The 25,561-nt window shown below is 62.8% G+C and carries 26 protein-coding genes; 13 read left to right on the forward strand and 13 right to left on the reverse strand.

Annotation, left to right across the window (positions count from 1 at the left end):
• Positions 1-68: 68 nt before the first annotated feature.
• The 5 genes from BLQ01_RS16705 (at position 69) to BLQ01_RS16725 (ending at position 4,159) form a co-directional block, all read left to right on the forward strand.
• Positions 69-1,079 (forward strand): Bug family tripartite tricarboxylate transporter substrate binding protein, encoded by a 1,011-nt coding sequence (locus BLQ01_RS16705; protein WP_026541856.1) that lies wholly within the window; start codon positions 69-71, stop codon positions 1,077-1,079.
• Positions 1,076-1,579, forward strand: coding sequence for a tripartite tricarboxylate transporter TctB family protein (locus tag BLQ01_RS16710; protein WP_026541855.1), 504 nt, complete (start codon positions 1,076-1,078; stop codon positions 1,577-1,579). Before BLQ01_RS16705 ends, BLQ01_RS16710 begins: the two co-directional genes overlap by 4 nt.
• Positions 1,579-3,117 (forward strand): tripartite tricarboxylate transporter permease, encoded by a 1,539-nt coding sequence (locus BLQ01_RS16715; protein WP_091552976.1) that lies wholly within the window; start codon positions 1,579-1,581, stop codon positions 3,115-3,117. Before BLQ01_RS16710 ends, BLQ01_RS16715 begins: the two co-directional genes overlap by 1 nt.
• A gap of 41 nt (positions 3,118-3,158) precedes the next feature.
• On the forward strand, positions 3,159-3,551 hold the full coding sequence (locus tag BLQ01_RS16720; protein ID WP_026541853.1) for a universal stress protein: 393 nt from the start codon (positions 3,159-3,161) through the stop codon (positions 3,549-3,551).
• A 77-nt stretch (positions 3,552-3,628) separates the two neighbouring features.
• Complete coding sequence (locus BLQ01_RS16725) at positions 3,629-4,159, forward strand: GNAT family N-acetyltransferase (protein WP_091552977.1); 531 nt, start codon at positions 3,629-3,631, stop codon at positions 4,157-4,159.
• 7 nt (positions 4,160-4,166) lie between these two features.
• Here the strand turns inward: BLQ01_RS16725 and BLQ01_RS16730 are convergent, their stop codons facing one another.
• The gene (locus BLQ01_RS16730; protein WP_091552979.1) at positions 4,167-6,302 is read right to left on the reverse strand and encodes an amylo-alpha-1,6-glucosidase; all 2,136 of its coding nucleotides are present in this window, start codon (positions 6,300-6,302) and stop codon (positions 4,167-4,169) included.
• A complete protein-coding gene (locus BLQ01_RS16735; protein WP_091552980.1) occupies positions 6,299-7,363 on the reverse strand; it encodes a glycosyltransferase family 4 protein in 1,065 nt (354 codons plus the stop codon). Before BLQ01_RS16735 ends, BLQ01_RS16730 begins: the two co-directional genes overlap by 4 nt.
• Before the next feature lie 148 nt (positions 7,364-7,511).
• Between BLQ01_RS16735 and BLQ01_RS16740 the strand changes: the two genes are divergently transcribed.
• Positions 7,512-8,210 (forward strand): DsbA family oxidoreductase, encoded by a 699-nt coding sequence (locus tag BLQ01_RS16740; RefSeq protein ID WP_026541849.1) that lies wholly within the window; start codon positions 7,512-7,514, stop codon positions 8,208-8,210.
• 98 nt (positions 8,211-8,308) lie between these two features.
• Here the strand turns inward: BLQ01_RS16740 and BLQ01_RS16745 are convergent, their stop codons facing one another.
• From BLQ01_RS16745 to BLQ01_RS16775, 7 genes are all read right to left on the reverse strand, one after another.
• Positions 8,309-9,847, reverse strand: a complete 1,539-nt coding sequence (locus tag BLQ01_RS16745) for an arabinosylfuranosidase ArfA (RefSeq protein ID WP_091552982.1) — start codon at positions 9,845-9,847, stop codon at positions 8,309-8,311.
• Between the two features lie 64 nt (positions 9,848-9,911).
• Complete coding sequence (locus tag BLQ01_RS16750) at positions 9,912-10,814, reverse strand: carbohydrate ABC transporter permease (protein ID WP_091552984.1); 903 nt, start codon at positions 10,812-10,814, stop codon at positions 9,912-9,914.
• A 2-nt stretch (positions 10,815-10,816) separates the two neighbouring features.
• The gene (locus tag BLQ01_RS16755) at positions 10,817-11,737 is read right to left on the reverse strand and encodes a carbohydrate ABC transporter permease (RefSeq protein ID WP_091552985.1); all 921 of its coding nucleotides are present in this window, start codon (positions 11,735-11,737) and stop codon (positions 10,817-10,819) included.
• A 36-nt stretch (positions 11,738-11,773) separates the two neighbouring features.
• Positions 11,774-13,108, reverse strand: coding sequence for an extracellular solute-binding protein (locus tag BLQ01_RS16760; RefSeq protein WP_091552987.1), 1,335 nt, complete (start codon positions 13,106-13,108; stop codon positions 11,774-11,776).
• A gap of 318 nt (positions 13,109-13,426) precedes the next feature.
• Entirely contained in the window at positions 13,427-14,428 is a 1,002-nt protein-coding gene (locus BLQ01_RS16765) for a LacI family DNA-binding transcriptional regulator (RefSeq protein ID WP_026541844.1), read from the reverse strand.
• A 277-nt stretch (positions 14,429-14,705) separates the two neighbouring features.
• The gene (locus BLQ01_RS16770; protein WP_091552989.1) at positions 14,706-15,527 is read right to left on the reverse strand and encodes a TIM barrel protein; all 822 of its coding nucleotides are present in this window, start codon (positions 15,525-15,527) and stop codon (positions 14,706-14,708) included.
• A complete protein-coding gene (locus tag BLQ01_RS16775) occupies positions 15,524-16,663 on the reverse strand; it encodes a Gfo/Idh/MocA family oxidoreductase (RefSeq protein ID WP_091552990.1) in 1,140 nt (379 codons plus the stop codon). Before BLQ01_RS16775 ends, BLQ01_RS16770 begins: the two co-directional genes overlap by 4 nt.
• Positions 16,664-16,770: 107 nt before the next feature.
• Between BLQ01_RS16775 and BLQ01_RS16780 the strand changes: the two genes are divergently transcribed.
• Positions 16,771-17,778 (forward strand): LacI family DNA-binding transcriptional regulator, encoded by a 1,008-nt coding sequence (locus tag BLQ01_RS16780; protein ID WP_091552992.1) that lies wholly within the window; start codon positions 16,771-16,773, stop codon positions 17,776-17,778.
• Between the two features lie 41 nt (positions 17,779-17,819).
• Complete coding sequence (locus BLQ01_RS16785; RefSeq protein ID WP_026547596.1) at positions 17,820-18,557, forward strand: TetR/AcrR family transcriptional regulator; 738 nt, start codon at positions 17,820-17,822, stop codon at positions 18,555-18,557.
• A 21-nt stretch (positions 18,558-18,578) separates the two neighbouring features.
• Here BLQ01_RS16785 and BLQ01_RS16790 read toward each other — a convergent pair whose 3' ends face one another.
• Positions 18,579-19,226: a LytR C-terminal domain-containing protein gene (locus BLQ01_RS16790; RefSeq protein ID WP_026541840.1), complete on the reverse strand. Its 648-nt coding sequence runs from the start codon at positions 19,224-19,226 to the stop codon at positions 18,579-18,581.
• A 61-nt stretch (positions 19,227-19,287) separates the two neighbouring features.
• A complete protein-coding gene (locus BLQ01_RS16795) occupies positions 19,288-19,587 on the reverse strand; it encodes a type II toxin-antitoxin system VapB family antitoxin (RefSeq protein ID WP_011773432.1) in 300 nt (99 codons plus the stop codon).
• 330 nt (positions 19,588-19,917) lie between these two features.
• Here BLQ01_RS16795 and BLQ01_RS16800 point away from each other — a divergent pair, with 330 nt between their 5' ends.
• The 5 genes from BLQ01_RS16800 to BLQ01_RS16820 all read left to right on the forward strand — a co-directional run bounded on the left by BLQ01_RS16800 (position 19,918) and on the right by BLQ01_RS16820 (position 23,920).
• Entirely contained in the window at positions 19,918-20,199 is a 282-nt protein-coding gene (locus BLQ01_RS16800; RefSeq protein WP_026541839.1) for a hypothetical protein, read from the forward strand.
• Between the two features lie 119 nt (positions 20,200-20,318).
• The gene (locus BLQ01_RS16805; protein ID WP_026541838.1) at positions 20,319-20,711 is read left to right on the forward strand and encodes a hypothetical protein; all 393 of its coding nucleotides are present in this window, start codon (positions 20,319-20,321) and stop codon (positions 20,709-20,711) included.
• 6 nt (positions 20,712-20,717) lie between these two features.
• On the forward strand, positions 20,718-21,236 hold the full coding sequence (locus BLQ01_RS16810) for a hypothetical protein (RefSeq protein WP_091552994.1): 519 nt from the start codon (positions 20,718-20,720) through the stop codon (positions 21,234-21,236).
• Between the two features lie 125 nt (positions 21,237-21,361).
• Positions 21,362-22,282, forward strand: a complete 921-nt coding sequence (locus BLQ01_RS16815; protein WP_091552996.1) for a Cof-type HAD-IIB family hydrolase — start codon at positions 21,362-21,364, stop codon at positions 22,280-22,282.
• 6 nt (positions 22,283-22,288) lie between these two features.
• The gene (locus BLQ01_RS16820; protein WP_175493466.1) at positions 22,289-23,920 is read left to right on the forward strand and encodes a stealth family protein; all 1,632 of its coding nucleotides are present in this window, start codon (positions 22,289-22,291) and stop codon (positions 23,918-23,920) included.
• Here the strand turns inward: BLQ01_RS16820 and BLQ01_RS16825 are convergent.
• Complete coding sequence (locus BLQ01_RS16825; RefSeq protein WP_026548299.1) at positions 23,898-24,881, reverse strand: phosphodiesterase; 984 nt, start codon at positions 24,879-24,881, stop codon at positions 23,898-23,900. The two genes, BLQ01_RS16820 and BLQ01_RS16825, sit on opposite strands and share 23 nt — an antisense overlap.
• A gap of 140 nt (positions 24,882-25,021) precedes the next feature.
• On the reverse strand, positions 25,022-25,504 hold the full coding sequence (locus BLQ01_RS16830; RefSeq protein ID WP_026548300.1) for a glutathione peroxidase: 483 nt from the start codon (positions 25,502-25,504) through the stop codon (positions 25,022-25,024).
• Positions 25,505-25,561: the final 57 nt, after the last annotated feature.

The raw sequence follows: 25,561 nt of genomic DNA on the forward strand, positions 1-25,561 counted from the left end.
CATCAAATCAACGGGGCACAACGCTGATTGCCCTGCACCGAATTTTCGATGATGAGAAGAGGAACACCATGCGCCAGATCCGCGCATTGCGAATCGCCGCCGTCGCCGCCGGCATCGCCCTGATGGCCACCGGCTGCGGTGCCACAGGTAAGAGCTCCACCGGTACTGAAAGCTCCGGCGCTGCTGCCGGACCGATCACCGGCCTGCAGATCATGGTCCCGAATACTCCCGGTGGCGGTTATGACACCACCGCACGGGCAGCGGCCAAGGTCCTGGACGATGAGAAGATCGCCAACAACACCGAGGTGTTCAACCTGGCCGGTGCAGGCGGCACAGTGGGCCTGGCCCGTGTGGTGAATGAAAAGGGCAATGGCGACCTCACCATGCTCATGGGCCTGGGCGTTGTGGGTGCCAGCTACACCAACAAGTCCCAGTCCAAGCTGACGGACACCACTCCTTTGGCCAAGCTGATTGAAGAGCCCGGCGCCATCATGGTCAGCAAGGACTCCCCTTACAAGACCATTGATGATCTGGTGAAGGCATGGAAGGCCGATCCCGCTTCCATCTCCGTTGGCGGCGGCTCCTCCCCCGGCGGCCCGGACCACCTTCTGCCGATGCAGTTGGCAGGTGCTGTGGGCATTGACGCCACAAAGGTCAACTTTGTCTCCTACGACGGCGGCGGCGATCTCCTTCCCGCCATCCTGGGCAACAAGCTCGGCTTTGCAGCCTCCGGTGCCGGCGAGTACCTGGAGCAGATCAAGTCCGGAGAAGTCCGTGTCCTTGCCACCAGCGGCGAGAAGCGGCTTGAAGGCGTGGATGCCCCGACGCTCAAGGAATCCAACATTGACCTGGTGTTCAGCAACTGGCGCGGCGTTGTGGCCCCTCCCGGCATCAGCGATGCCGACAAGCAGTCCCTGATTGCCGCACTCGAGAAGATGCACGAGTCTGCCGGCTGGAAGGAAGCACTGAAGACCCACAGCTGGACCGATGCCTTTGTCACCGGCGATGAGTTCAAGACCTTCCTGACCGACCAGGACAAGCGGGTGGCGGACGTCCTCACCAAGCTTGGTTTGGCGTGAGCTCTCCAGCAACAGGCTTGAAAGGCCGCGCCGAGCTGGGGGTAGCCCTCCTGCTCGGCGTGGTTGGGGTCCTCGTCTTCCTGGACGCCAATGGCCTGGTAACCCCGTACTCGAAATCGGACCCCGTGGGTCCAAAGACTGTCCCGTTCATTGTTGCCGGGATTCTACTGATCTGCGCCGTGATGCTGGCCATCAACGTTCTCCGTGGCGGCAAAGGTGAAGCCGAAGAAGGCGAGGATGTGGACCTGACCCACCCTGCGGACTGGAAAACCATCCTTCCGCTGGCCGGCGCCTTCCTGTTGAACATCCTGCTCATCGACTGGGCCGGCTGGGTCATCTCCGGCACCATCCTGTTCTGGGGCAGCGTCCTTGCCTTGGGCAGCCGCCGGTACATCCGCGACGGAATCATCTCCGTGGCTCTTTCCCTGCTCACCTTCTACGGCTTCTACCTCGGCCTGGGCATTGCTTTGCCGGCCGGGCTCCTGGAAGGAATCCTCTGATGGACGTCTGGTCCTCCTTGATGGACGGTTTCTCCACCGCCCTGACCCCCTTGAACCTCATGTACGCCATGATCGGCGTCATCCTGGGCACCGCCGTCGGTGTCCTTCCGGGACTCGGCCCGGCCATGACCGTGGCTTTGCTGCTGCCGGTCACCTATGCCCTTGAACCCACCAGCGCCTTCATCATGTTCGCCGGTATCTACTACGGCGGCATGTACGGCGGCTCCACTACCTCCATCCTGCTGAACACTCCCGGGGAATCGTCGTCGGTGGTCACTGCCATCGAGGGCAACAAGATGGCCAAGGCGGGTCGCGCCGCCCAGGCACTTGCGACGGCGGCCATCGGCTCGTTCGTGGCGGGCACCATCGGCACCACCCTCCTTGCGGTCTGTGCGCCGATCGTTGTGAAGTTCGCCGTCAGCCTGGGCTCCCCCAGCTATTTCGCCATCATGATGCTGGCCTTGCTGGCCGTCACTGCCGTACTGGGCAAGTCACGGCTGCGCGGCTTTGCCTCCTTGGGCCTTGGCCTGGCTATCGGCTTGGTGGGCCTCGATTCCGTGACGGGTCAAAGCCGCCTCACGTTCGGCATTCCGCTGCTCTCTGACGGACTGGACATTGTGGTGGTGGCCGTGGCCATCTTCGCCGTGGGCGAGGCACTCTGGGTCGCCGCCCACTTGCGTCGTACCCCGTTGCACATCATTCCGGTTGGCCGTCCTTGGATGGGCAAGAAGGACTGGCAGCGTTCCTGGAAGCCGTGGCTTCGCGGCACAGTGTTTGGGTTCCCGTTTGGGGCTTTGCCCGCGGGCGGCGCCGAGATCCCCACCTTCCTGAGCTATGTCACGGAAAAGCGCCTCAGCAAGCACCCCGAAGAATTCGGACACGGCGCAATTGAGGGTGTAGCCGGGCCGGAAGCTGCCAACAACGCAGCGGCGGCAGGCACTCTCACCCCCATGCTGGCGCTCGGCCTGCCCACCAACGCAACGGCCGCCGTCATGCTTGCAGCGTTCACGTCCTACGGCATTCAGCCCGGACCGCAGCTGTTTTCCAGTCAGGGACCCCTGGTGTGGGCTTTGATTGCCAGCCTCTTCATTGGCAATCTCCTGCTCCTGCTGATCAACCTGCCGCTGGCACCCCTGTGGGCCAAGCTCCTGCAGCTCCCCCGCCCGTACCTGTACGCAGGCATCCTGTTCTTCGCCACCCTGGGGGCCTACTCGGTGAACCTGCAGGCGTTCGACCTGGTGATCCTGCTGGTCCTCGGTGCACTTGGTTTCATGATGCGGCGGTTCGGCCTCCCCGTCTTGCCACTCATCCTGGGCGTCATCCTTGGCCCCCGTTTGGAAGGCCAGCTGCGCAAGACACTGCAGCTCAGTGCAGGCGACCCGGCCGGGCTCTTCAGTGAGCCGATCGCCATCGGAATCTACGTCATCATCGCGATCATCCTGGTCTGGCCGCTGGTCCTCAAGGTCATCCGACGCAATCGTCCTGCCAAGAGCCCGCTGCTTCCCGCCAATTCGGGCGCAGCCGACTACAGCGACTAACCACCTCATCCAGGCATTTTCATGAGATACAAGGAGAAACCATGACCATCGTGGTGGGATACGTCCCCACGCCGGAAGGCGAAGCGGCATTGACGCAAGCCATCGCCGAGGCCAAGAAAAGCAACGACACCCTGCTGGTCATCAACTCCTCCAAGGGTGATGCCCTGGTGGATAACCGGTATGCCCAGGAACCGGAGATCCAGAGCATCGAGGACCGGCTGGCGGAGCACGGCATCCAGCACATCATCAAGCAGCCCATCCGCGGCCATGATGCGGCGGCCGAGGTACTGGACGCAGCCGAAGAGCACGACGCCGGGCTGATTGTCATCGGTCTTCGCCGCCGCAGCCCGGTGGGCAAGCTCATCATGGGCAGCGTGTCCCAGCGGATCCTGTTGGAGGCGGACTGCCCGGTTTTGGCGGTCAAAGCCGACTAGGAGTTTTCATACAGCCAATGCCCCTAAGATTCGTTCTTAGGGGCATTTGCTGTGTAAAAAATCCAAGGGGGACCCACGTGACTGAAACCATCCGTACCGCAACAACGCACGACGCCGGGAAGCTGGCTGAGCTTGCGGCCGTCACCTTCCCGCTGGCGTGCCCGCCCGGCTCGTCCCCGGCGGATATCCAGGCCCACCTGGAAAAGACGCTGAGCGAAGCCAACTTCGAGGACTACCTCACCGACGCCAACATCACCATCCTGGTTCTCGATAACGACGGTCAGCTCACTGGGTACACCATGCTGATTGCCAAGCCGGCAAGCGACCCCGATGTCGCCGCAGTGCTTTCCGCGCTCCCTTCCACGGAGCTGAGCAAGTGCTACGTCCACCCCGACCATCACGGCAAGGGTGCAGCAACCCAGCTCATCAAAGCCTCACTGGCCCACGCCGCGGACAGGGGCGCAGCCGGTGTGTGGCTGGGCGTCAACAGCGAGAACGCGAAAGCCATCCGCTTTTACGAGAAGAGCGGCTTCCAACGGGTGGGCACCAAGTCATTCAAGCTCGGCAACACCGTGGAACACGACTACGTGATGGAACACCGGCTCTGAAAATCAGCTAGCCGAACATCTCCCCCGTCAACGGCGGCCTGGGATCGGACCGCAGCTCGAGCCCTGGCGGCAGTCCGGTCACCGTCCCGGAAGAACCGGCGGCCTGAACGGTAATACGGGAGTTCCCCAGCAGCACGTTGTCCGCGCGGAAGGACCCATAGGCGTCGGGCAGAATCGGGGCCAGGTGCAGCACGTTCCTGGTGAAGTCGGGATCGAACCGCAGCAGGATCCGGGCCAGTTGTACCGGCGCCGCAGCCGCCCACGCTTGGGGGGAACACGCCGTCGGATACGGGACCGGCTTGGAAAAGTCTCCCCGGTCGAAGCCGCAGAAGAGTTCGGGGAGCTGACCGCCGAAGTGTTCGGCGGCGTCGAACAATCCGCTGGCAACCCGGCTGGCTTCCTTTACGAAGCCGTATCGCATGAGTCCGGTGGCGGCGAGCGCGGTGTCGTGGGGCCATACGGAGCCGTTGTGGTAGCTGACGGGGTTGTATGCGCCCATGTCCGAGCCCAACGTGCGGATGCCCCAGCCGGTAAACATTTCGGGCGACATCAGCCGCTCGGCCACCAGCGGCGCCTTGTCCTCGTCCACGATGCCCACCCACAGGCAGTGCCCCATGTTGGAGGTGCACGAGTCAACGGGCTTTTTGTCCTTGTCCAGCGCCAGCGCAAAATAGCCGCGGTCCGGGAGCCAGAAGGCCTCGTTGAAGGCCTCTTTCAGCGTTTCGGCCCTGTCCGCGCAACGGCGTTCGACGGCGGTGTCCCCGGCCGCCCGGGCCAGCAGCGAGCGGCCCACGTAGGCCGCGTAGGCGTAGGCCTGGACCTCGCAGAGGGCTATGGGCGTCTCAGCCATGCGGCCGTCGGCGAAGTTGATGCCGTCCCAGGAGTCCTTCCAGCCCTGGTTGACGAGTCCGTGCTCGTTGGGCCGTTGGTATTCGATGAAGCCGTCGCCGTCGCGGTCTCCGTACTGTTCCATCCATTCGATGGCGCGGTCGGCGTGCGGCAGGAGTGAGTCGATGATGTCCGCGCCAAGTCCCCACCTGCTCAGTTCGCCCAGCGTGGAGACGAACAGGGGTGTGGCGTCCGCGGTCCCGTAGTAGGCGGTGCCGCCCAGGGACAAACCGGCAGTAACTCCGAGCCTGACTTCGTGGGGCATGCGGCCGGGCTCTTCCTCGGAGTCCACATCCACTTTGCTGCCTTGCAGGGCCGCGAGTGTTTGCAAGGTTCCGGCGGCCAGCCGTGGGTCCACCATGAGGGACATGTAGGAGGACAACAGCGAATCGCGCCCGAACAGTGCCATGAACCAGGGTGCCCCGGCTGCCACAGCCACGCGGTCGGGGTGGGCGGGATCGAAGATGCGCAGGGAGCCCAGATCACGTTGACTCCGTTCCAGGACCTCTTCCACGTTGGCGTCTGTCACCGAGATCCGGGGGACGTGTTCTTCCCATGCAATGTGGCGGCGGACCCCTGGGGTGTGGTGGAGCGGTGTGGTTTCGGTGAAGGGATCAGTTGGCCCTTCACCGTTCACCAGTGGAAGGGCGATCACGCTGGTGGACCACTGGCTGCGCGCGGGGATGCTGACGTGGAACCGCAAACCATCCTCGGACACCGCGGCGCCGGAAGCCCTGAAGGCTACTCCCCGTCGTTGGCCGCTGGAGTGCAGGGAATCGATGTGAAGTTCATGGCCGTGGACGTTCCTGGTGGGTGCCCCGGCTTTGTTGGTCCGGCCGCCCTTGACGTCGAAAAGGTCCGCCAGGTCGGCGTCGAGCAGCAGTTCAACCTCGCAGGGGGCGTCCTGTCCGGAGTAGTTCCTGATGGTGATGTCGTCCCGCAGGCCCGCGCCCACGTTCCGTTGGTGCTGCACCACCAGTGGGCTGTCGAACCGGCCGTCCGCAGAGCAGGCCCGGCCAACGTATTCGGCTTGGAAGGCTGTAGGATTCCGGGCCACCAGCGGTTCCCTGAGCGCGCCGTTGATCCGCAGGATCCAGCGCGAGACGATCCTCGTGTCCTGATAATAGGAACCCTGGGAGCCGCCCCCGTGGATATCGCCCGAGTGCGAGGAAATACAGAAGGATGAACCTTCGACGACGGTAACGGCACCGAGCTCTGACGCTCCGGCTTCGGTGTCTTCGTTCCAAGCGGTCATGTCTGATTCTCTTGCAACAGGCTCCCGTCCGGAAGTGCCTTTTCCTTGAATTCTTCGATCACCTTGCCATAGAGGGCTGCATGATCGGCTGCCATTCGTTGTGCGCTGAAGGACTCTTTCACTGATCGCCGGCAGGCATCCCGGCTGAGGAACGGAACCCGTTCAACACAGGCCGCCAACTCGCGGGGGGACCCCACAAAGCCCGTGATCCCATGCCGGACAATTTCGGGGGCGGCACCCATCGGCGTTGCCAGGACAGGGGTTCCGGTGGCGAGTGCTTCGATCATCACCAACCCAAAGGGTTCATGCCACTGGATGGGGTTGATCAGGGCGAGCGCATCTCCCATCAGCTCAAATTTCTCCGGATCCGAGAGCTCTCCCAGGAACTCTTCCTGGGATCCCAACACAGGCCGCACCACGTCACGGAAGTACTCTTGCTCGTCCTTGGCGTGCATCTTTGCCGCGATCTTCAGGGGGACTCCGGCTTCCCGGGCTACGGCCACGGCTTCAAGGAGTCCTTTGTCCGGGCACATGCGGCCCACAAAGCAGGCATATCCCCCGGCGCCGCGGCCGACGCCCACTGCGGACAGGTCGATCCCGTGGTGGATGACGGCAGTGACCGGAACGTCCCGGGTCCTGCTGCATTGATCGTGGGAGATCGCAATGATGGCCGTGTCCTGTGCCATGGCCCGGTAGAGCGGTGTATACACGGGCGATAACGGCCCGTGAATGGTCGTAACCACGGGAATACCAGGTGGCCGGTGGGCATAGAGCGGGCCAGCCAAAGTGTGGTCATGGATGATGTCCACCTCCTGCATCCCTGCATAGGCCCGGATGACGTGCCCAAGTTCGCTGAAGGTCTGTCCCAGTTCCTCCGGGGCTGAGGGGCCAAAGCCGGGTACCTGGGGCACCGGGCAGGTGCTGTCCGAGGCGGTTGCCAGCAGGACATCGTGTCCCGCATCCGCCAGTGCCCGCGCGAGGGCATCAACTACGCGCTCTGTTCCGCCATATTTTTCCGGTGGCACGGTAAACCACGGGCCAACGATGAGTCCGATGCGCATGCTGGAGCCTCCGCGCAAAAACCCCCAGTCCAAGGGCTGGCTTCATAACCCATTCCAAGAGTATGAGGGCTGCGACCGGACGGCAACGGGTGAGCAAAATAACAGCCGTGTAAGGAATGCTCAGCCGGCGCAACGGGTTGACCAAAGCATGAAGATTGAGATCTGGTCAGACGTCGCGTGTCCGTGGTGCTACATCGGCAAGCGCCGTTTTGAGACTGCGCTGGCACAGTTCCCGCACCGCGATTCCGTGGACATCGAGTGGAAGAGCTACCAGCTGGATCCTTCCCTCCCCGAGCATTATGACGGCACGGAGCTGGACTACCTGAGCAAGCGCAAGGGCATGGCCCCGGAGCAGGTCAAGCAGATGTTCGCCCATGTCACCGAGACCGCCAAGGCCGAGGGCCTGGACTACCACTTCGACAAGGTGGTGGTGGCCAACAGCTTCACCGCCCACCGCCTGATCCACCTTGCCGCTACCCATGGCCGCCAGGATGCCGCAAAGGAGCAGTTGCTCAGCGACCACTTTGAGCACGGCAAGGACATCGGCAACCAGGAGTACATCACGGAACTCGGCGCCGCCCTTGAGCTGCCCGCCGATGAGGTTGCCGCGCTTTTCACCTCCGACAGGTTCGCCGAAGAGGTCACCCAGGACATTAACGAGGCCCGCGCCATCGGTGTCACCGGTGTTCCGTTCTTCGTCATCGACCGCAAGTACGGCATCTCCGGCGCCCAGCCCGCAGACCTCTTCAGCCAGGCGTTGAACCAGGCATGGCAGGAAGCAAACCCGCTGATCCCCGTGGGCGCCTCGGACGCCGAGGCCTGCGGCCCGGACGGCTGCGCGATCTAGCCAGTCAGCCGCCGTCGGGCGTTAGCCCAACCAGGTAACAGCAAACGTCGCTATGAGTGCTCATAGCGACGTTTGCTGTCTCTCAGTTGGGTACGGGGCTAGCCTTTCACCACGTCAAGCTCGACGACGGCCCAGGACAGTGCGGGCAGCGTCAGGCGGAGTTCGGAACCGGTCGCCTTCACACCTTCCAGTGCGGTCAGGCCAACACGGTCCTGCTGATCCTGGGAATTGATGGTCAGGCGGTCGCCGCCCTCAGGAATTTCGAGGACTTCGGCGCGGAGCACCTGCCGGGCGTCGAAACCGCGCAGGGCCACCTCGACGTCGGCCGCTTCTTCCAGCCCGCGGTTCGCGAAGAAGAGTGCCACGCGGCCCGTTTCCTCATTCCACGTAGCGCTGACATCCACCAGGTCCGTGTCGCCGAACCGTGCATTCGAGTATTTGTCCGAGTCCACGGACAGCCGCAGGATTTGGCCCTTGGCGAGTTCGGCCATGCGTGCGAACGGGTGGAAAATGGTCTGCTTCCACGCCGGGCCGTTTTCCTCCGAGAGGATCGGCGCGATCACGTTGACCAACTGCGCCTGGTTCGCGATCTTCACGCGGTCCCCATGCCGGAGCAGCGAGTTCAGCAGCGTCCCCACCACCACGGCATCGGTGACGTTGTACTTGTCCTCGATCACGCGCGGGTGCTCACGCCAACCGGCCTTGATCACGTTATGCGGCTGGTCCTCGGTGTCCAGGCCGCGCTGGTACCAAACGTTCCACTCATCAAAGGACAGGTTGATGTGCTTCTTGTGCTTGCCCTTGGCCCGCACTGCGTCCGCAGTGGCGATCACTGACTCGATGAAGTAGTCGGTGTCGACGGCGGAAGCCAGGAAGCTGCCGACGTCGCCGTCGTGTTCCTGGTAGTAGGCGTGGAGGGAAACGTAGTCCACCTCCTCGTAGGTGTGGGTGAGGACCGTCTGTTCCCAGGCGCCGAACGTCGGCATTCCGGAGTTGGAGCTGCCACAGGCCACCAGCTCAAGGGAGGGGTCCACAAAACGCATGGCCTTGGCGGCTTCCTGCGCCAGACGGCCGTACTCGTCTGCGGTTTTGTGGCCGATCTGCCACGGCCCGTCCATCTCGTTGCCCAGGCACCACAGCTTGATGTCGAACGGGTCCTTGTGGCCGTTTTTGGCGCGGAGATCGGACCAGTAGCTGCCGCCGGGGTGGTTGGCGTACTCCACGATCTCCCGGGCAGCCTCCACTCCCCTGGTGCCCAGGTTGATGGCTTCCATGATTTCGGTGCCGGCCTGCTTGGACCAGTCCACAAACTCGTGCAGGCCAAAAAAGTTGGTTTCAACGGTGTGCCAGGCACCGTCGAGCCGGCGCGGCCTGGTTTCGCGGGGACCGATCCCGTCTTCCCAGTTGTAGCCCGAGACGAAGTTGCCGCCGGGGTACCGGATGACGGTGGCGCCCAGTTCCTTGACGAGTTTCAGGACGTCCTGGCGGAAGCCGTTCTCGTCGGCTTCGGGGTGCCCGGGTTCGTAGATGCCGGTGTAGACGCAGCGGCCCATGTGCTCCACGAAGGAGCCGAAGAGTCGTCGGGGTACCTCGCCAATGGTGAAGTCGCGGTCGAGGGTGATGCGTGCGCGGGACATGGATCTCCTTGGTTGTGTTCTGAAAACTGTTGTTCTGAATCTTTTGCTTGGCTAAAGGTGCCGGTCAGGTTCCGGCGAGTCCCGTCGTCGCGACGCCCTTGATGATTTGGCGTTGGAAGAACAGGAAGACCACGATCAGCGGCAGCGCGGCAAGCAGTGCGGACGCCATATTCTGCGCGTACTGGATGCCGTAGGCGCTCTTGATGGTCTGCAGGCCCACCGGCAGGGTGAGCAGGTTGCCGTCGTTGGTGGCGATGAACGGCCACAGGAAGTTGTTCCACGCGCCGATGAAAACGAAGATCGCGACGGCGGCCAGGATGGGCCGGGACAACGGCAGGATGATTTGGGTGAAGATCCGCAAGCGGCTGGCGCCGTCCATCACGGCCGCTTCTTCGAGCTCACGCGGGATCTGGTCGAAGAACTTCTTCAGCACGAACACCATGGCCGGGTGGATGACCTGGGGCAGGATGATCGCCCACGAGGTATCGATCAGGTGCAGGGCCAGCATTTGGTAGAAAAGCGGAATGATCAATACGGGCGGCGGGATGATGATGGACGCGATGATCACTGTCATCAGCACCTTCTTGCCCCTGAAGTCGATCCTCGAGAGCGCATAGGCAACCAGCGCGGAGATCACCAGCGTGATGGCCGTGATGGCCGCCGAGGTGTAGAGCGAGTTCCAGGTCCACAGCGGGATGTTGCCGTCCTGGAACACCTTGACGAACGCGTCGGGGGTGAAGCCCGACGGCGGCAGCCAGGTCACGTCCGGGGCTGCGGCGTCCGTTTCGGTTTTGAAAGCGGTGGCGGTTGCCCAGGCGAATGGAATCAGCCACAGCACTGCAATGAAGGCTGCAACGACGATGGCAGCGATCCTGCCAACTGTCAGCTTCTTGCGTGGCTGGCGGAGCTTGGGGTTCCTGGCGGTGGTGGAGCCGGGCGCGGGACGGGTCAGGGTAGGGGTTGCCATGGCTATGCGCTCCTGCGGCGGGTGATGACGAACTGCATGACAGAAACAATCACGATCAGTCCGAAGAAGATGTAGGAGATGGCTGCCGAGTAGCCCAGCCGGTATCCGGTGAACCCGGTTTCGAAGATATACTGCACCACGGGGCGGGTGGATCCTCCCGGACCGCCGGCGGTCATCTGGTACACCTGATCGAAGATCTTCAGCGAGGCCAGGATCTGGAGCAGCACGATCATCACGGTGGTGGGCGTCAGTTGCGGCAGCGTAATGGAAAAGAACTGCCGCCACGCTCCGGCGCCGTCCAAGGAAGCGGCCTCGTAGTGCTGGGCGGGAATGTTCTGCATGGCCGCCAAGTACAGCAGGAAGTTGAAGCCCACAGTCCACCAGAGCGTAGCGATCACGATCGCCCACATGGCCACGTTGGGGTCATTGAGCCAGGCAACCCTGGGGAGCCCGATTCCTGTCAGGAACTCGTTGATCAGGCCAAGCTGCGGGTTGTACATCCAGGTGAAGAACAGCGAGACCACTGTGGAGGCCAGCAGGTAGGGCGCAAAGTAGGAGAGCCGCCACAGCCACTGGGCCGGAAGTCCGATGTTGAGCAGCGCGGCCATGACCAGGGCCACGAGGACAAGTGGAACAGTGCTGATCACCGTGAAGTACAGGGTGTTGCCCAGGGACCGCCACATATCGGCGTCGGCCAGGGCTTCGGCGTAGTTCGCAAAACCGATCAGGTTGTCATTGGCGCCAGTGAGGGATTTGCCCGTCAGGCTCATGTAGAAGCCGTAGATTATGGGCCAAACAAGGAAAACAAGGAAGAAGACGAGGAATGGTGCAGCGAATCCCCAGCCGCTGAGATTGCTTCGGGTGCGGCTCCCGGATTTGCGCAGATTCTCCGGCCTCGGCCGGGACAGCGTAGAGGTACTCATTGAAGAACTCCTTTGTTCGCTCGGTACGGGGTCCGGCTAAACCGGGTTGGGACGGGAGAGGAGGGTGTTGGTGCGATGCTCGAAGGCATCCCACCCTGCGGCTGCCTTGTCCCTTCCCAGGAGGACGTTCTGTACCGTCTCCGCGAAGTAGGTTTGCCAGTCCGAGCCGGATCCGCTGAACCAGGATTCGGGATCGTAGGCGATGATGTCCGCCGCGTTGGCGTAGTGGATCTGCGGCGTCAGCTCGCGGTACGCCTGGGACCGGACCACGGGCTGGTAACCCGGGATGTGCCCGGCCTCCGCCCAGGACAGTGATCCCTTGAGAACATCGGTGACGAACTTGTAGACGTCCCGGCGCTTGTCCTCGTCCAGGTTCAGCTGGCGCGGGAGTACAAAGGAGTGCGAGTCAGCGTAGGAGGCCGGCGTCCCGTAGAGGGTGGGAATGGTGGCAGCGTCCACAGGTATTCCGGCCTTCTTCATGGTGGGCAGTTCCCACACGCCGCTGAACAGCATCCCCGATCCGCCGCGGGCAAACTCCGCGATGCCCGTGCTGATGTCTCCGGCCTGGGCGGCGATGGTGTCGTCAAACAGGGATGCCATGAATTCCAGCGATTCAATGGCCGCGTCCCGGTCCACTTCCATGGGCCGGCCTGGTGCGAGCACCATGTCCCCGCCGTGCTGCTTGTAGAGGGTGTAGAACAAACGCCACATTTGCGATCCACTGCCGAGGTAGCCGAAGGACAACCCGTGGGCCTTGGTGACCTTCTGCATTTCCAAGGCCATGGCTTTGAACTCGTCCGGAGAATTCACTTCCTGCAGTTGCCCGTTGCTGCCCAGGACACCGGCTTTTCCTGCAATGTCCGTGTTGTAGAACATGACGAACGGGTGCGAGTCCAAGGCAATGGAGAAGACCTTGCCGTCATGCTGGCTCTTCTCCCAGATCCTGGGGGCGAAATCGGACGCCGTAACGCCGTTCTCCGCCAGCAGGTCCAGATCCCATGGCTCAATAAGTCCGCCCGGTGCATATCCGGGAACCCGGCTGGCGTGCATGATGGCTACCTCGGGAGGACGGCCACCTGCGGAGGCCATAGCCAGTTTGGTGTAGTAGGGCGGTCCCCAGGCGAGCACTGTGGGGTGCACCTTGAAGCCCGGATTGGCCTGGTTGGCGGCGTTGATCATGGCCTGCATCTTGATGCCATCACCGCCGGAGAGGAGGTGCCAGAAAGCGATGTCCTGCACCGCTGCCGCCTGGGCCGCTCCTCCGCAGCCCGTGAGGCCGGTGGCCAGGAGGCCTCCGCCAAGAAGGGCCGAACCTGTCAATAACTGTCTCCGGGACAACCGCTTCCCGGTCAAAGATTCAAACTGCTTCACCCGTCACTCCTTTGGATGGGTCCGCTGAAAGGTCACTGCTGCATTGCTTTGTTGAATGCGTTATTGAAATGCGTGTTGAAAATGCAGGCAGAAGTGCGTTGCGTGCCTGCGTTGTTGCTGCAGCGCGTTGAGCGCCTGTGTAGTTGCTGCAACTGCTTCGCCGCCGCACTGCTGCGCTGCATAAAGTCCGGCTCCGGTGCGTCCCCGTTTCGGGTAATTGGTGGCCCGGGGGGTGACGCAGATCTCACATTACATCGTTGTAATAGGCAGGGCAAGAGAAAATTGTTAGCGCACACAATTTAGTGGAAGACTCTCGGATCAGCCCTTGCTGCTGTCCCGTTCCTCAATGGTGTAGTCGATTTCAACCAAACGCTGCCCGTGGGACCTGTCGGACATGCGCTCAGTCAGCAGGCGCAGGGCCTGGGTGGCAATGGCTCGCTTGTCAAAGGAGACGGTGGTCAAGGAAGGCACCGCAAAGCGCCCGTCGATCACGTCGTCGAAACCCGCCACGGCAATGTCATCCGGAACGCGGACTCCCCTTTTCCACAACGTGTTCAAGGCACCCAAAGCCATGGAGTCGGTGAAACAGAACAGTGCCTCGGGCAAAGGATTGGCATCCAAATACTCCGCCAGTGATTTCGCGGCTGAAGCGGGCGTCCAGCTGTCGCAAGAGATCATCAGCGATTCATCCTTGGCGATTCCCAGTGTTTGGAGCGCGGCTTCATAGCCGCCTGTCCGCTGGATCGCCGTGGCTGATTGCCTTCCCCGGTTGACGCCCAGAACAGCGATACGCCGGCGGCCGGGCCTGGCCAAGGCCAGGGTCATATCGCGTGCTGCGGCGAAGCTGTCCACAAAGACGCGGTCGGCCAGTTGCTGGGTAACCTCACCCAGCAGTACCACCGGAGGCAAAGCCACACCCATCTGAACGGCGCTCTCCTTGAGCACCACGGGATTAAGAATCAGCCCATCAATGAGGTTGGCCCGGGCGCGGGTCATCAGCTCATGCTCACGGTGGGGGTCGGAGCCGGTCTCCTCGATCTGAACGCTGAACCCTTGGGCGTGGGCAACCTCCACGATGCTCTGCGCAAGTTCAGCCGAGAACGGGGTGGCAAGGTCCGGCAGCGCCAGGCCAATAACACCCGACCGGCCATTTCGCAGTCCGCGTGCCGAAAGGTTGGGTACGTAGTCGAGCTCCTGCATGGCCTGCTCCACCCTGAGCCGGGTGGGACCACTGACCGGAACGATCCCGTTCATGACGTTTGAGACCGTTTTAGGCGAAACCCCCGCACGGCGCGCTACGTCCTTGACCGTTGCGCGCAATACGCCCCCTTGCAGCAGTGTTGACCGGCGATGCGATTGACCGGGTTCCTTGATGCTACGCGAATTTAGCCGGTGAAGTCCGTGTTCCCCACCCGCGGAGACCCCGCTCCCCCGCCCAATAAGGCTGCACCCCGCCGACCGGGAACGCGTTTCTTTGCCCGCACGCCCATGGACGCAGTGACGCCCTTCCGCAGTGGCCGGCCATGGGTGCAGTTCCGCATTGGCCGGCCATGGCGGAGAAGACGTTCCGCCAGCCGACCCGGGCCGCTGCTGCCGCCTAGTTCCCGGAGACCGCGTTCTCGGAGACCGCGCTCTCGAAGGCGGCGCGGAAGGCAGCGAGTGCCGCATCGCCTGCGTCCACGCCGGCTCCTCCGGCGGCATTCGCTTCCAGGCCGACGACGCCCGTATACCCGACGTCCTGGAGAGCAGCAGCGACACCCGGGTAGTTGATCTCCCCTGTCCCCGGTTCGCACCGGCCTGGAACGTCGGCCACTTGTATTTCACCCACCCAGGGCAAAGCCGCCCGGACCAGTTCGATCAGGTTCCCCTCGCCGATTTGAGCGTGATACAGGTCCAGCATCATCCTGACGTTGGGGTGGTCGACCGCCGAGACCAGCGCCAGGGTGTCTTTGGCCCGCGCCAACGGGATTCCCGGGTGGTCCAGGACGGTGTTCAGGTTCTCCAACGCGAAAACCACCCCGTACTTTTCACCCAACACCCCCAAACGCTCGAGGGTGCTCCTGCCGGTGAGCCACATTTCGCCGGTAGAACGATGAACGGGCCGGACAGCCCGGCCACCCTCGCCCAGTTCCGCAGGGTGGACCACCATGCGCTCGATGCCGAGTTCCAGTGCAGTCGGAATTAACTTCTCTGCCGAGGCCAGCACTTCATCGGCGCTTTCAGGATCGGTGAGGCTACCGCCAAAATAGCCGCTCATTGAGGAGAACCGGGCTCCCGTGGATGCCAAAGCCGCGATATCCCGGCCGCGGGTGTCCCACAACTCCACCTCGAAGCCTTGCCCGCGAATCCTTTCCACCCGCTCCGTCAAGGGCAGCTCCCCGTAGAGCATTTCGGCGCAGGCAGCCAGGCGGAAACTCACGCGTTTCCTCCTACGTTCAGAAGTGCAGGCTCCGCCGGCTGCAGTAAGGCAATTGCTGCCACCTCAACAGGCAGCCCTGTCTGAGCCGAACGGGAGGCGGCCAGGGCAACAGCCAGCGCGTTCCGTGCGTCGACCGCACCGGCCGCGCGGACGGTTCCAGCGGCAGCCCCCGCCGTGGCTTCACTACCGTCGCGGTCCGCCTTGACGGCATCCACAAAGTGCGCCAGTTGGGCCGTGTAGGCGTCATGAAAGAGGTCTACGTTCAGGCGGACCGTATCCGAATGGATACCGGCGGCAGTGTAGCTCGTGGCCGTGCTGGCTTGGGGGCCTCCGGCCGTCACCATTCCGGCGGAGCCGAACACTTCTCCCCGTATGTCATAGCCGTAGAGGGCGTTGAAGTTGGCTTCGGCCACGGCTATGGCTCCATTGCTGTAGGTCACGGTGACCACGGCGGTGTCCAACAGCCCACCCTCTTTTGCTTCAGGGGCTACCAGCGCATCAGCCACGGCATGGACGCGAACGGGGACAGCCCCCGGGTTCAGCCAGTTCAGGGTGTCAAAGTCATGGATGAGGGTCTCAAGGAAGATGGTGCCCGGGGGAATCCGCTCCGGATTGGCAATCCCCTCCAAGCTGCCCGGATCACGGGTCAAGGAGCGCAGCAACTGCGGGGTTCCCACAGCCCCCTGGTCAATCAACCTGCGGGCGGCAGCGAAGTCCTCAGCGTAGCGGCGGTTGAAACCGAACTGGACCACCACGCCTGCAGCCTCTGCCGCTTCCATAGCCTCGTCGAGTTCTTCCAGGGTCCGGCCACCCGGCTTTTCGCAGAAGACATGCTTTCCAGCACGCGCTGCCGCGGCTATCAGCCCGGAATGAAAGCGGGCCGGAGCAGCAATGAGAACAGCGTCCACCTCGGGGTCGTTCAGGACATCGGTGGGGTCAGTGCTGATTTTCCCGACGTCCAGGCGGTCGGCCAAGGCCTCGACGGCGGGAAGGGACGGATCCGCTATTGCCTCCAGTCGGGCATTATGGATGCGTCGCGCGACGGACTCGGCGTGGAATCTCCCAATCCACCCCGCCCCAATCAGGCCAATGCGAACGGGCCGGTCTTCACTGACCGGATGCTGAAGGTATCCCATGGTAGCTCCTGAAGATGTTCATCTAGATCGTTCTAGTTCGACTATATTGACATGCGCTTTACGTCCCGTCTAGATCGTTCTATACACTGGTTGCAACTGGAGGATATATGTCAGAACTGCAGCGCCGCCCCACCCTGATGGACGTAGCCGAAGCGGCCGGCGTCTCGCGTGCCCTGGTTTCCATCGTCATGCGGGGAGCTCCCGGAGCGGCCGAATCCACCCGGCAAAAGGTGCTTCAGGCAGCCAATGACCTTGGATACCGGGCAGACTCCCGTGCAAGGCTGCTGCGGAGCAGCCGGACCAAGCTCCTGGGCCTCTCTTTCTCCACCGCGCAGCCCTTTCATGCCGAAATTGTCGATGCCGCCTACGCCGAGGCGTCGGCCAAAGGTTACGAAATAACTCTTAGCGCCGTCGCCAACGGCAGGCCTGAGGCCCGCGCCATCGAAACCCTGCTGGATGTAGGTGCCGAGGCATTGATCGTCATAGCCCCCACCCTTGGCATGGAAGATCTCTCGCTGCACGCCCGCTCGGTGCCGGTGGTAAGCCTTCTGCGTGACGACGTGGGGCAGGCTGTGGATTCGGTCAGCAGCGACGACCAAGCCGGCATCGCCATGGCCGTTAACCACTTGGTGAGTTTGGGCCACCGGAGGATCGTTCACGTCGACGGCGGCACTGCGGTTTCGTCGGAAAATCGCCGGGAAGCCTACCGCGCGGAGATGATCCGGCGCGGACTGACCCCCTGGGTTGTTCCGGGTGGCCCTGGAGAGGAAGACGGCATGGACGCGGGCAGGATCCTCCAGGCTGACCTGCCCACGGCCCTCATCGCCTTCAACGACAGGTCCGCGCTCGGAATTATGGAGAGTTTCAAGGCCTCAGGGATCAGCATTCCTGCGGATGTGTCAGTCATTGGCTACGACGACAGCCACTTCGCCAAGTTGAGCTACGTCCAACTGACCTCCGTCAGCCAGGACGCTCCGCTCCTTGCCGCCGCCGCCGTCGGCCGCGCCGTGGACCGGATCGAAGGAGTCTCGACGCCGGGCAGCGTGGTCCGGACGCCGCACTTGGTGCTTCGTAAAACGACTGCCCGGGTTCCTGAAGGAATCAGCAACACCTGACAAAGCCCCCTCTTAGTGACAGATCACTGTAAAGTGTCTATGTGCCCAGGATCACGGCCGCCACGAACGCTGCCCAACGCGCCGAGACCCAACGGAGGATTCTCACTGCCTTCGGTGAACTCCTCTTCACCCACGGCCTCCCCGGCCTCACCATGACAGACGTCGCCCGCCACGCGGGCGTTGGCCGCACCGCCGTCTACAACTACTACGCGGACATGGAACAACTGCTGATCGCGTACGCCCTGGACGAGACCGAGCGCTTCATTGTTGATCTCCGGGAGTCACTGGCCGCGTTGGAAAACCCTGTGGACAGGCTGGCCCTTTACGTCCGCGCGCAAGTGGAGGACCTGAGCCGCCGCCACCTGCCCCCGGGACCTGCCATGGCCGCAGTCCTCTCCCCCGGCTCCTTTGCTAAGCTCGCGGACCACGTGGGCGATCTCAATATCCTTCTGCAGGACATACTTCAAGACGGCGTCCGCCAGGGCTACCTTCCCGACGTCGACGTCGCCCAGCTGGCTCGACTCATTCACGGAACGCTGTCTGCCAGCGCCGCACGACGCAACCGAACGCCCGACGGCGGGACTACCGCGCCTGCCCAGGCCTCCGACGTCGAGGTCAAGTCAGCTGTTGAAGCACGCGCATCTGTTGAAGCCCATACTGCGCAGACCGTACATTTCATCCAGCTCGGGGCCGGCGCACGCTTCGACGAAGCCGGGCGGCCGATCCGGCTTGAAGCAGCCGTCCAGGAAGCACCCATCCACGACGCCTTGGCGGGCTAGTACAGGGGCGGCTGCCTGCCGTTACTGCCCCGCTGGAAGCGTCGGGATGATCGGCCACTTGGAGTTATCGGCAATCCGCAGGTCCTCGCGCGGGCACAGCAGCTTCCCCGGAGTTTGATCCACCAGTTCCGGTTCCACCAGGCCTTCGTAGCCTGAGGTGAGAATGACATCCACGGACTCGTCCTCACGGTTGTCCTGGAAGTAGTCCGTGCCGGCAAGGTTGCGCTGGACATTGAACGCAGCCGCCTGGCCCTTGACGCCCGAAACCACCACGGCCACTCCGGCGTAGGCGGTCTCGCTGTTGTCAACCGAGGCCACTTTGAAGCCCCGGGCAGTAAATTGCTCAGCCACGGTACCTGCCAGGCCGCCGCGGGAGGTGGCGTTGAAGACGTTGAGGTTCACCGTTTCGTTCGGAACGTAGTCGAACGTGGTGGTGGGGCACAGGCTCACCGGGGCTTTACTGGCGATCGCGGTGGGGACTTTGATTACCCCGTTCATGATGGCCCAGGCTCCCACCGCCCCGGCAGCGATCACACCCACCAGCAGCACCAGGACAATTCCGTGGAGCAGCCGGCGCCGGAAACGGCTCTTCTGGGCCGCGGCATCCTCGGCAAAGGTGGCCCGGAGCTCCGGGCCGGTGACCACGTGGTGGCCATGGAGCAGCGTCACATCCTTGGGACGCTTACGTTTTTTTGCTGGGGGCTCCTCCGGACTGGTGGGACCCGTCCGCCTAGCCATCGATTACCAATACACGTGCGTGAATCGCGGTCCTTTGGTGCAGCGCCGTCCGGACGGCCCGGTGGAGCCCGTCCTCGAGATACATGACGCCCTGGTACTGGACGACGTGTGGGAAAAGGTCGCCAAAGAAGGTTGAGTCCTCAGCCAACAATGCCTCCAAATCCAGGGTCCGTTTGGTGGTTACCAGTTCATCGAGGCGGATAGGGCGCGGAGGCAAGGCAGCCCAGTCTCGCGGCGCCGAGTATCCATGGTCAGGGTACGGGCGTCCCTCGCCCACAGCTTTGAAGATCACCCTGCAAGCCTATGGAAGTTGGCGCCCTAACGGAACTTGTGACCCGCGGCACAGGCAGGTTGTAGCCAAAAGGTGACTTCCGGTTCCTGCTCCAAGGCCCCGGACCTGGACGACCGCAGATCACTGGCTCAAGCAACACCTTGCTCCGATTCACTGACATATTCAGTTCCTGGGCCACCCGCTCCGCCGTCGGGCGCAGGTGCTTCCTGGCATCCTCCGGCATACATAACCTCCTAAAGCCGTCCAACACTACGACCACTACGACGTTCCAATTGCTCAAACAGCAGTTATGCTAGTCGTTGGATTTATTGTTCCGGTTTGGGGGCAGGCATGGGAATTGCTTTTGATGAAGGCGCAGCCGACGCGCTGGTCAGTGCCGCGAACTCTGCCGACGAGGTTCTGCGGGCCGAGGGAGGCTTCCTCTGCGGGGCCATAGAGCAGGCAGTACAGGACTTCAACGGCGGCTACGGGCGTCTGTTCAAGGACGCCTGCGGCATCACCGGCGGCACGGACGGCATCTACGGGTACTTCGACAGGAGAACCGAGTCATGTAAAAACCAGGCCAGGATCGCCTTGGGCTGGGTCGAACAACTCACGAACGCGAAAACATGACAACCACACACCGCAGCCGGCACAGGCGAGTCCTTCCCGCGGCAATCCTTCTTCTCACCCTTGCAGGGTGCGGGACAGCGCCGAGCACCAATCCTCCTACCAGCACTGCGGAGCAGACCATGGGATCAGAACAAGCCCGCAAGGAATATCTCGACCTCTTCACCAAGATTCAAGCCCACGCCCCGGGCGACTGGTCAAAGGTCACGCCAGACAAACCCGGAGGGGTCTGTGATGGCCCTCTCGGCACTGAAGGCACCCAAGTCTCTTTCGATGCCACCCGAAGCCCGCTGAGCCGGGAAGAAATGGACGCTCTCCACGACAAGGTCAAGGCTGAGTTCGAAACCACAGGGTTCACCGTCACGCAACACACCGACGGAGGCGAAAACTTTGTCAGAAGAACCGACGTGTTCGGCCCCGAAAAGTTCGTCATGGGAATCACCACCGGCAAATACGGCATCGCCCTCGGCGGAAATACCCGCTGCGTTCCCGACCCGGAAAGCAAATTCCGGTAGGAAGCAATGACCACCACATACCGCCGCCGGTACTGGCGCATCCTTCCCGCCGCTGCGATCCTTCTTCTCACCCTTGCGGGGTGCGGGGCAACGCCGAGCACCAACCCACCTACCAGCACCGCGGAGCAGGCCATGGACCCGGAACAAGCCCGCAAGGAATACCTTGACCTCTTCACGGAAGTCCAAGCCCTCGCCCCCGGCGACTGGACAAAAGTCACTCCAGAGGCACAGGGGGACGTCTGCCATCTGCCTCTGGGCATGGAGGGGACTCAATTCAGCTTCGACAGCACACAGGGCGCGGTCTCAGAAGATCAGGCTGAAGCGATACATAAGTCGGTAAAGGAAGTCTTTGAAAGCAATGGGCTAAGAGTTGTTCAAACCCAGCCTTCGGGGGCGAACCGAGACCAGACGACCACTGGCTTTGGCGATGGCAAGTTCTCCATGCAGCTTGGAACGAGCAGCTTGGGCACCACGCTCGGCGGCAACACCCGATGCTCGCCGGATCCCGAAGGAAAATTCCGGTAGGTAGCAGTGGCCTGCAAAGTCCGTCGGTACTGGAGCGCCCTTTCCACGGGTGCCGTGTTTCCCTCGTGGGGCGTCACAGACGTCACAGCTGTGAGCGCACCCGCGCGGACTGACAGAATAGGGGCATGACTCAACCGCTCCAAGGTACTGACCGGACCGCTGCCCACACCTCGCCTGCCCTGGCGCTGCTGTTGGATGTCGACGGCCCCATCGCCAGCCCTGTGACGCGGGACGTCAAGCCGGATATCATCGCGGACCTGGTGGCCCTGGCTTCTGCGGGCATTCCCGTCATCTTCAACACGGGCCGCTCGGATGCGTTCATCAGCGAGCAAGTCATGGAACCCATGATTGCCGCCGGAATGCCGGCCAACACTGTCATCCACGCGATCTGCGAGAAGGGTGCGGTGTGGTTCAGCTACACCGCCGAAGGCCCCGGTCCCATCCATGTGGACCACGAACTCGCCGTGCCCAAGGCCTACGGGGACGACATCCGGAGGCTGGTTGCCGAAGACTATTCCGCCCACATGTTCTTTGATGAGACCAAGCGCGCCATGGTTTCGGTGGAGCAGCACCTGAACGTAGCCAGCGCTGACTATTTGGCGGAACAGAAACTCTTCGACGCCGATGCCCTGGACATCATGGGACGCCACGGCCTCAACGCGGCGATCCTGGACCACCATGCACCGGAATCCGATGACACGGCAGATTACCGGCTGGACCCCACCATCATCTCCACGGACATCGAATCCGTCCGCCTCGGCAAGGACCTCGGTGCCAGCCGCGCCGTCGAACTTCTCGCAGCCCAAGGCATTACGCCGCTTGCCTGGCGGACCGTGGGTGATTCCCGCACGGACTACGCCATGGCAGACTGGCTTCACCACAACGATCACGACGTAAAGCACGTGGACGTCCGGCCCGCAGACGGCGTACCGGTGAAGCCCTACACCATCCTGACGGCCGCTGACCTTCAACTGGCGGACGATGTCATCCACGACGACGCCGGCGGCGCTTTCCTTCGCAGCTGGCGCGAGGCGCTTTCCATCTAGCAACCAGTGAGACCAGTTCCACGCACCGACGATCCCGGAGAAACAGCCATCACACAAGCACAGGTCGATCCGATTTACCACGGCAGCCCGTCCATCGAAGAGGACACGATTGCTGAGGCGATTTCGCCTGCCGTCGTAGCGCATCTTAAACACAGGCCCGACGTCGTCCGTCACCGTGGGCGGTACGCCCTGGTCAACGCCGACCTCACCCCGCAACAAGCCATGGTGTCCGATCTTCTGGCTGTGAGGGCGGCGCTGGACGCTGCCGGCGTCGACTTCATCCTGGTGCGCGGCAACGATGAGCGGCCCGTCATCGCGGTGGACTGGGAGTCGCGCAAGGATGTCCGTGAGGCGCTGGTTTCAGCGTTCCGCAACGAGCCCTTCTACTCCATGACCGTGGACGCCAAGAAGAAGACCTCGGTTCTGGTAGCCGACGGCGAGTTGTCCGCCAACCGTAAAGCCCGCATCTTCCGTTTGTACCGCCCCCGCGTCGAAACCGGCGGTGGCCTCTGGTACGGGCCGGCCCTGGGCGTGCAGCTGGAGCTGTGGCGCTTTGAAGGCGACCACCTTGAGCTGCCCGTGGAGAATTCGCTGACCCGCCGCACCATGCTGCGGCAGGACGCGGTCCGTGGCACCGTCCAGCGGCACGGCCTGACCTGGCCCACCATCGAGAACATGTTTGCCGACCACGCCAGCGACATCGACTTTGACATCGACATGGTGTTCTCCTGGGTAGACGGCAGCGACCCCGAGTACATTGCGCGGCGTCGCGCCCAGCAGGCTGAGGCAGTGCTTGGCGAAGGCGATGACCATGAGGCACGCTTCCGCCAGATCAACGAACTGAAGTACGCGCTGCGCTCGGTGCACATGTTCGCGCCCTGGGTCCGGCGGATCTTCATCGCCACCGACTCCCCCGCACCGGAATGGCTGGCCGACCACCCGTCCGTCACCATTGTTCGGAGCGAGGAGTTCTTCGCCGATACCTCGGTCCTGCCCACGCATAACTCGCAGGCCGTGGAATGCCAACTCCACCACATCGAGGGACTGTCAGAGCACTTCCTGTACTCCAACGACGACATGTTCTTTGGCCGCCCCGTGGGCCCGGACATGTTCTTCACGCCCGGTGGCATCACCAAGTTCATTGAGGCTGACACCAGGATCGGGCTGGGCGAGAATGACGCCGAGCGCAGTGGCTTCGAAAACGCGGCACGCGTCAACCGCAAACTGCTCTGGGAACGCTTCGGCCGGATCACCACACGGCACCTCGAACACACTGCGGCTCCCCTGCGGCGCAGTGTGGTGGCTCAGATGGAGAAGGAATTCCCGGCCGAGTTCGCCAAGACCGCCGGAAGCCGTTTCCGCGCGGCGGACAACATCTCGGTCACCAACTCGTTCTACCACTACTACGCGCTGCTCACGGGCCGGGCAGTCACGCAGACCAGTGCCAAGGTCAGGTATGTGGACTCCACCATGTGGGCCGGCCTGCACTACCTGCCCAAGCTCCTGGCGAAGCGCCACATGGACTTCTTCTGCCTGAATGACGGCAGCTTCCCGGAGGTTGAAGCGAATGAGCGCGCCGACCTGGTGACGGACTTCCTGGAGAAGTACTTCCCGGTCAAGGCGCCTTGGGAGAAGTAAAGCCACTGGGAGCAACAAGCGGCATCGAGGAGGTGTGCGTGCCCGGCGAAGTATGGGCACCCACCCGCGATTCGTGGGGAATGCGGATGCCTGCCTCAGCCAGCCTGCGCTGAACCTCGGCTGCGTCCACGGGCTCACCCACTGTGACGCCCCCGGACATGGGCACCACTGAGTGCACAATCGTGTGTTCGTACACGTGGATCATGTTGTACGACTGCGCGCCGTCCCTGCCCCGCTGTCCGCCCGCACGGACCCCAAGGTCCTGCGTGTAACACGTGGCCGAGGCGACCGATACCGGAATGCCGGCGAAGCCCGCCGTCGTGGAGTAGTGCAGGTGACCGGCCAGGATGGTGCGGACGTCGGTATTACGCACGACGGCGGCCAGCGCGGCTTGGCCGCGCAGCTCCACCAGCACCGCGAGGTCCTGGACGCACGGGACGGGCGGGTGGTGCAGGGCCAGGATGGTGCCGTCGGGCGCCGGGGTGGCCAGTTCTGCGGCGAGCCATTCCAGCTGGGATTCGGAGAGTTCACCGTAGTGGTGTCCCGGAACGGTGGTGTCCAGCGTGATGATGCGCAGTCCGTTGACGAAGTAGCTGCGGTCCACCGGATCCTGGGGTTTGCTGGCCTCGGAAGCGTCGGCGAAGGCGGAGCGGAAGTTCGCACGGTTGTCGTGGTTGCCCATGGCCCAGATGGCCTTGGCTCCAAGGGCTTCGCAGACCGGTTCGATCATGTCGCGGAGCCGGTTGTAGGCTTCCAGCTCGCCCTTGTCCGCGAGGTCTCCGGTGAAGATGATGGCCTCAGGCCTGATCCTGGAGGCGACGATCTGGTCGCAGATCTCCTGGAGCCTGGTGGCGCTGTCCACGGAGCCGTAGAGCGTGCCTGGACCACCCACCAGGTGCAGATCACTCAGGTGCAAAAGCACATGACCTGGTTTGGGGTACTCGGCCTCGATGAGCTCCATGGCTGCCTTAGCGTTTGGTGGGAGACGGCGCCTCCCGTGTCAATCCAGTAGGGCCAATCCAACCAGACAACTAGCCAACATCTGGCTAACATCCGGCGGAATGTTGGAAAATTACTTTCCTCCCTTCCAAATTGATGGCCTTATGCCAGCGCCTTTTCCACTGCGTTCACAAGGTCTTCGGAGTCAGGCTCCACTGTGGATGGGAACCTCGCCACAAGTTCACCCTCCCGGTTTATGACGAACTTCTCGAAGTTCCACTTCACCTTGACCGGCTGGCCGTCCTCATCCTGGGTCAACTCCGCGAAGAGTGGATGTTGCTCCTTGCCCAGGACGTTTGCTTTGCTGGTCAGTGGGAAGGTCACACCGAAATTCCGCTCGCAGAACTCCGCGATCTCCGCATCCGCGCCTGGTTCCTGGCCGCCGAACTGGTTGCAGGGCACTCCGAGGATCTCCAGGCCCTGCCCGCGGTATTTGCCATACAGCTCCTCGAGCCCGGCGTACTGTCGGGTGAAGCCGCATTCGGAAGCGACGTTGACCACCAGGACCGCTTTCCCCTCGAACCGGCCGAAGTCCGCTTCTGAGCCATCGTTGAAGGTGAGGGGAATGCTGTACAGGCTGGTCATGGGATTCGCTTCCTGACGTCGTCGGCTGGCGGGCTTGCCGCCATCGAGCTTACGGGA

It is taken from the genome of Arthrobacter sp. UNCCL28, assembly GCF_900102805.1.
GTDB lineage: Bacteria > Actinomycetota > Actinomycetes > Actinomycetales > Micrococcaceae > Arthrobacter > Arthrobacter nicotinovorans_A.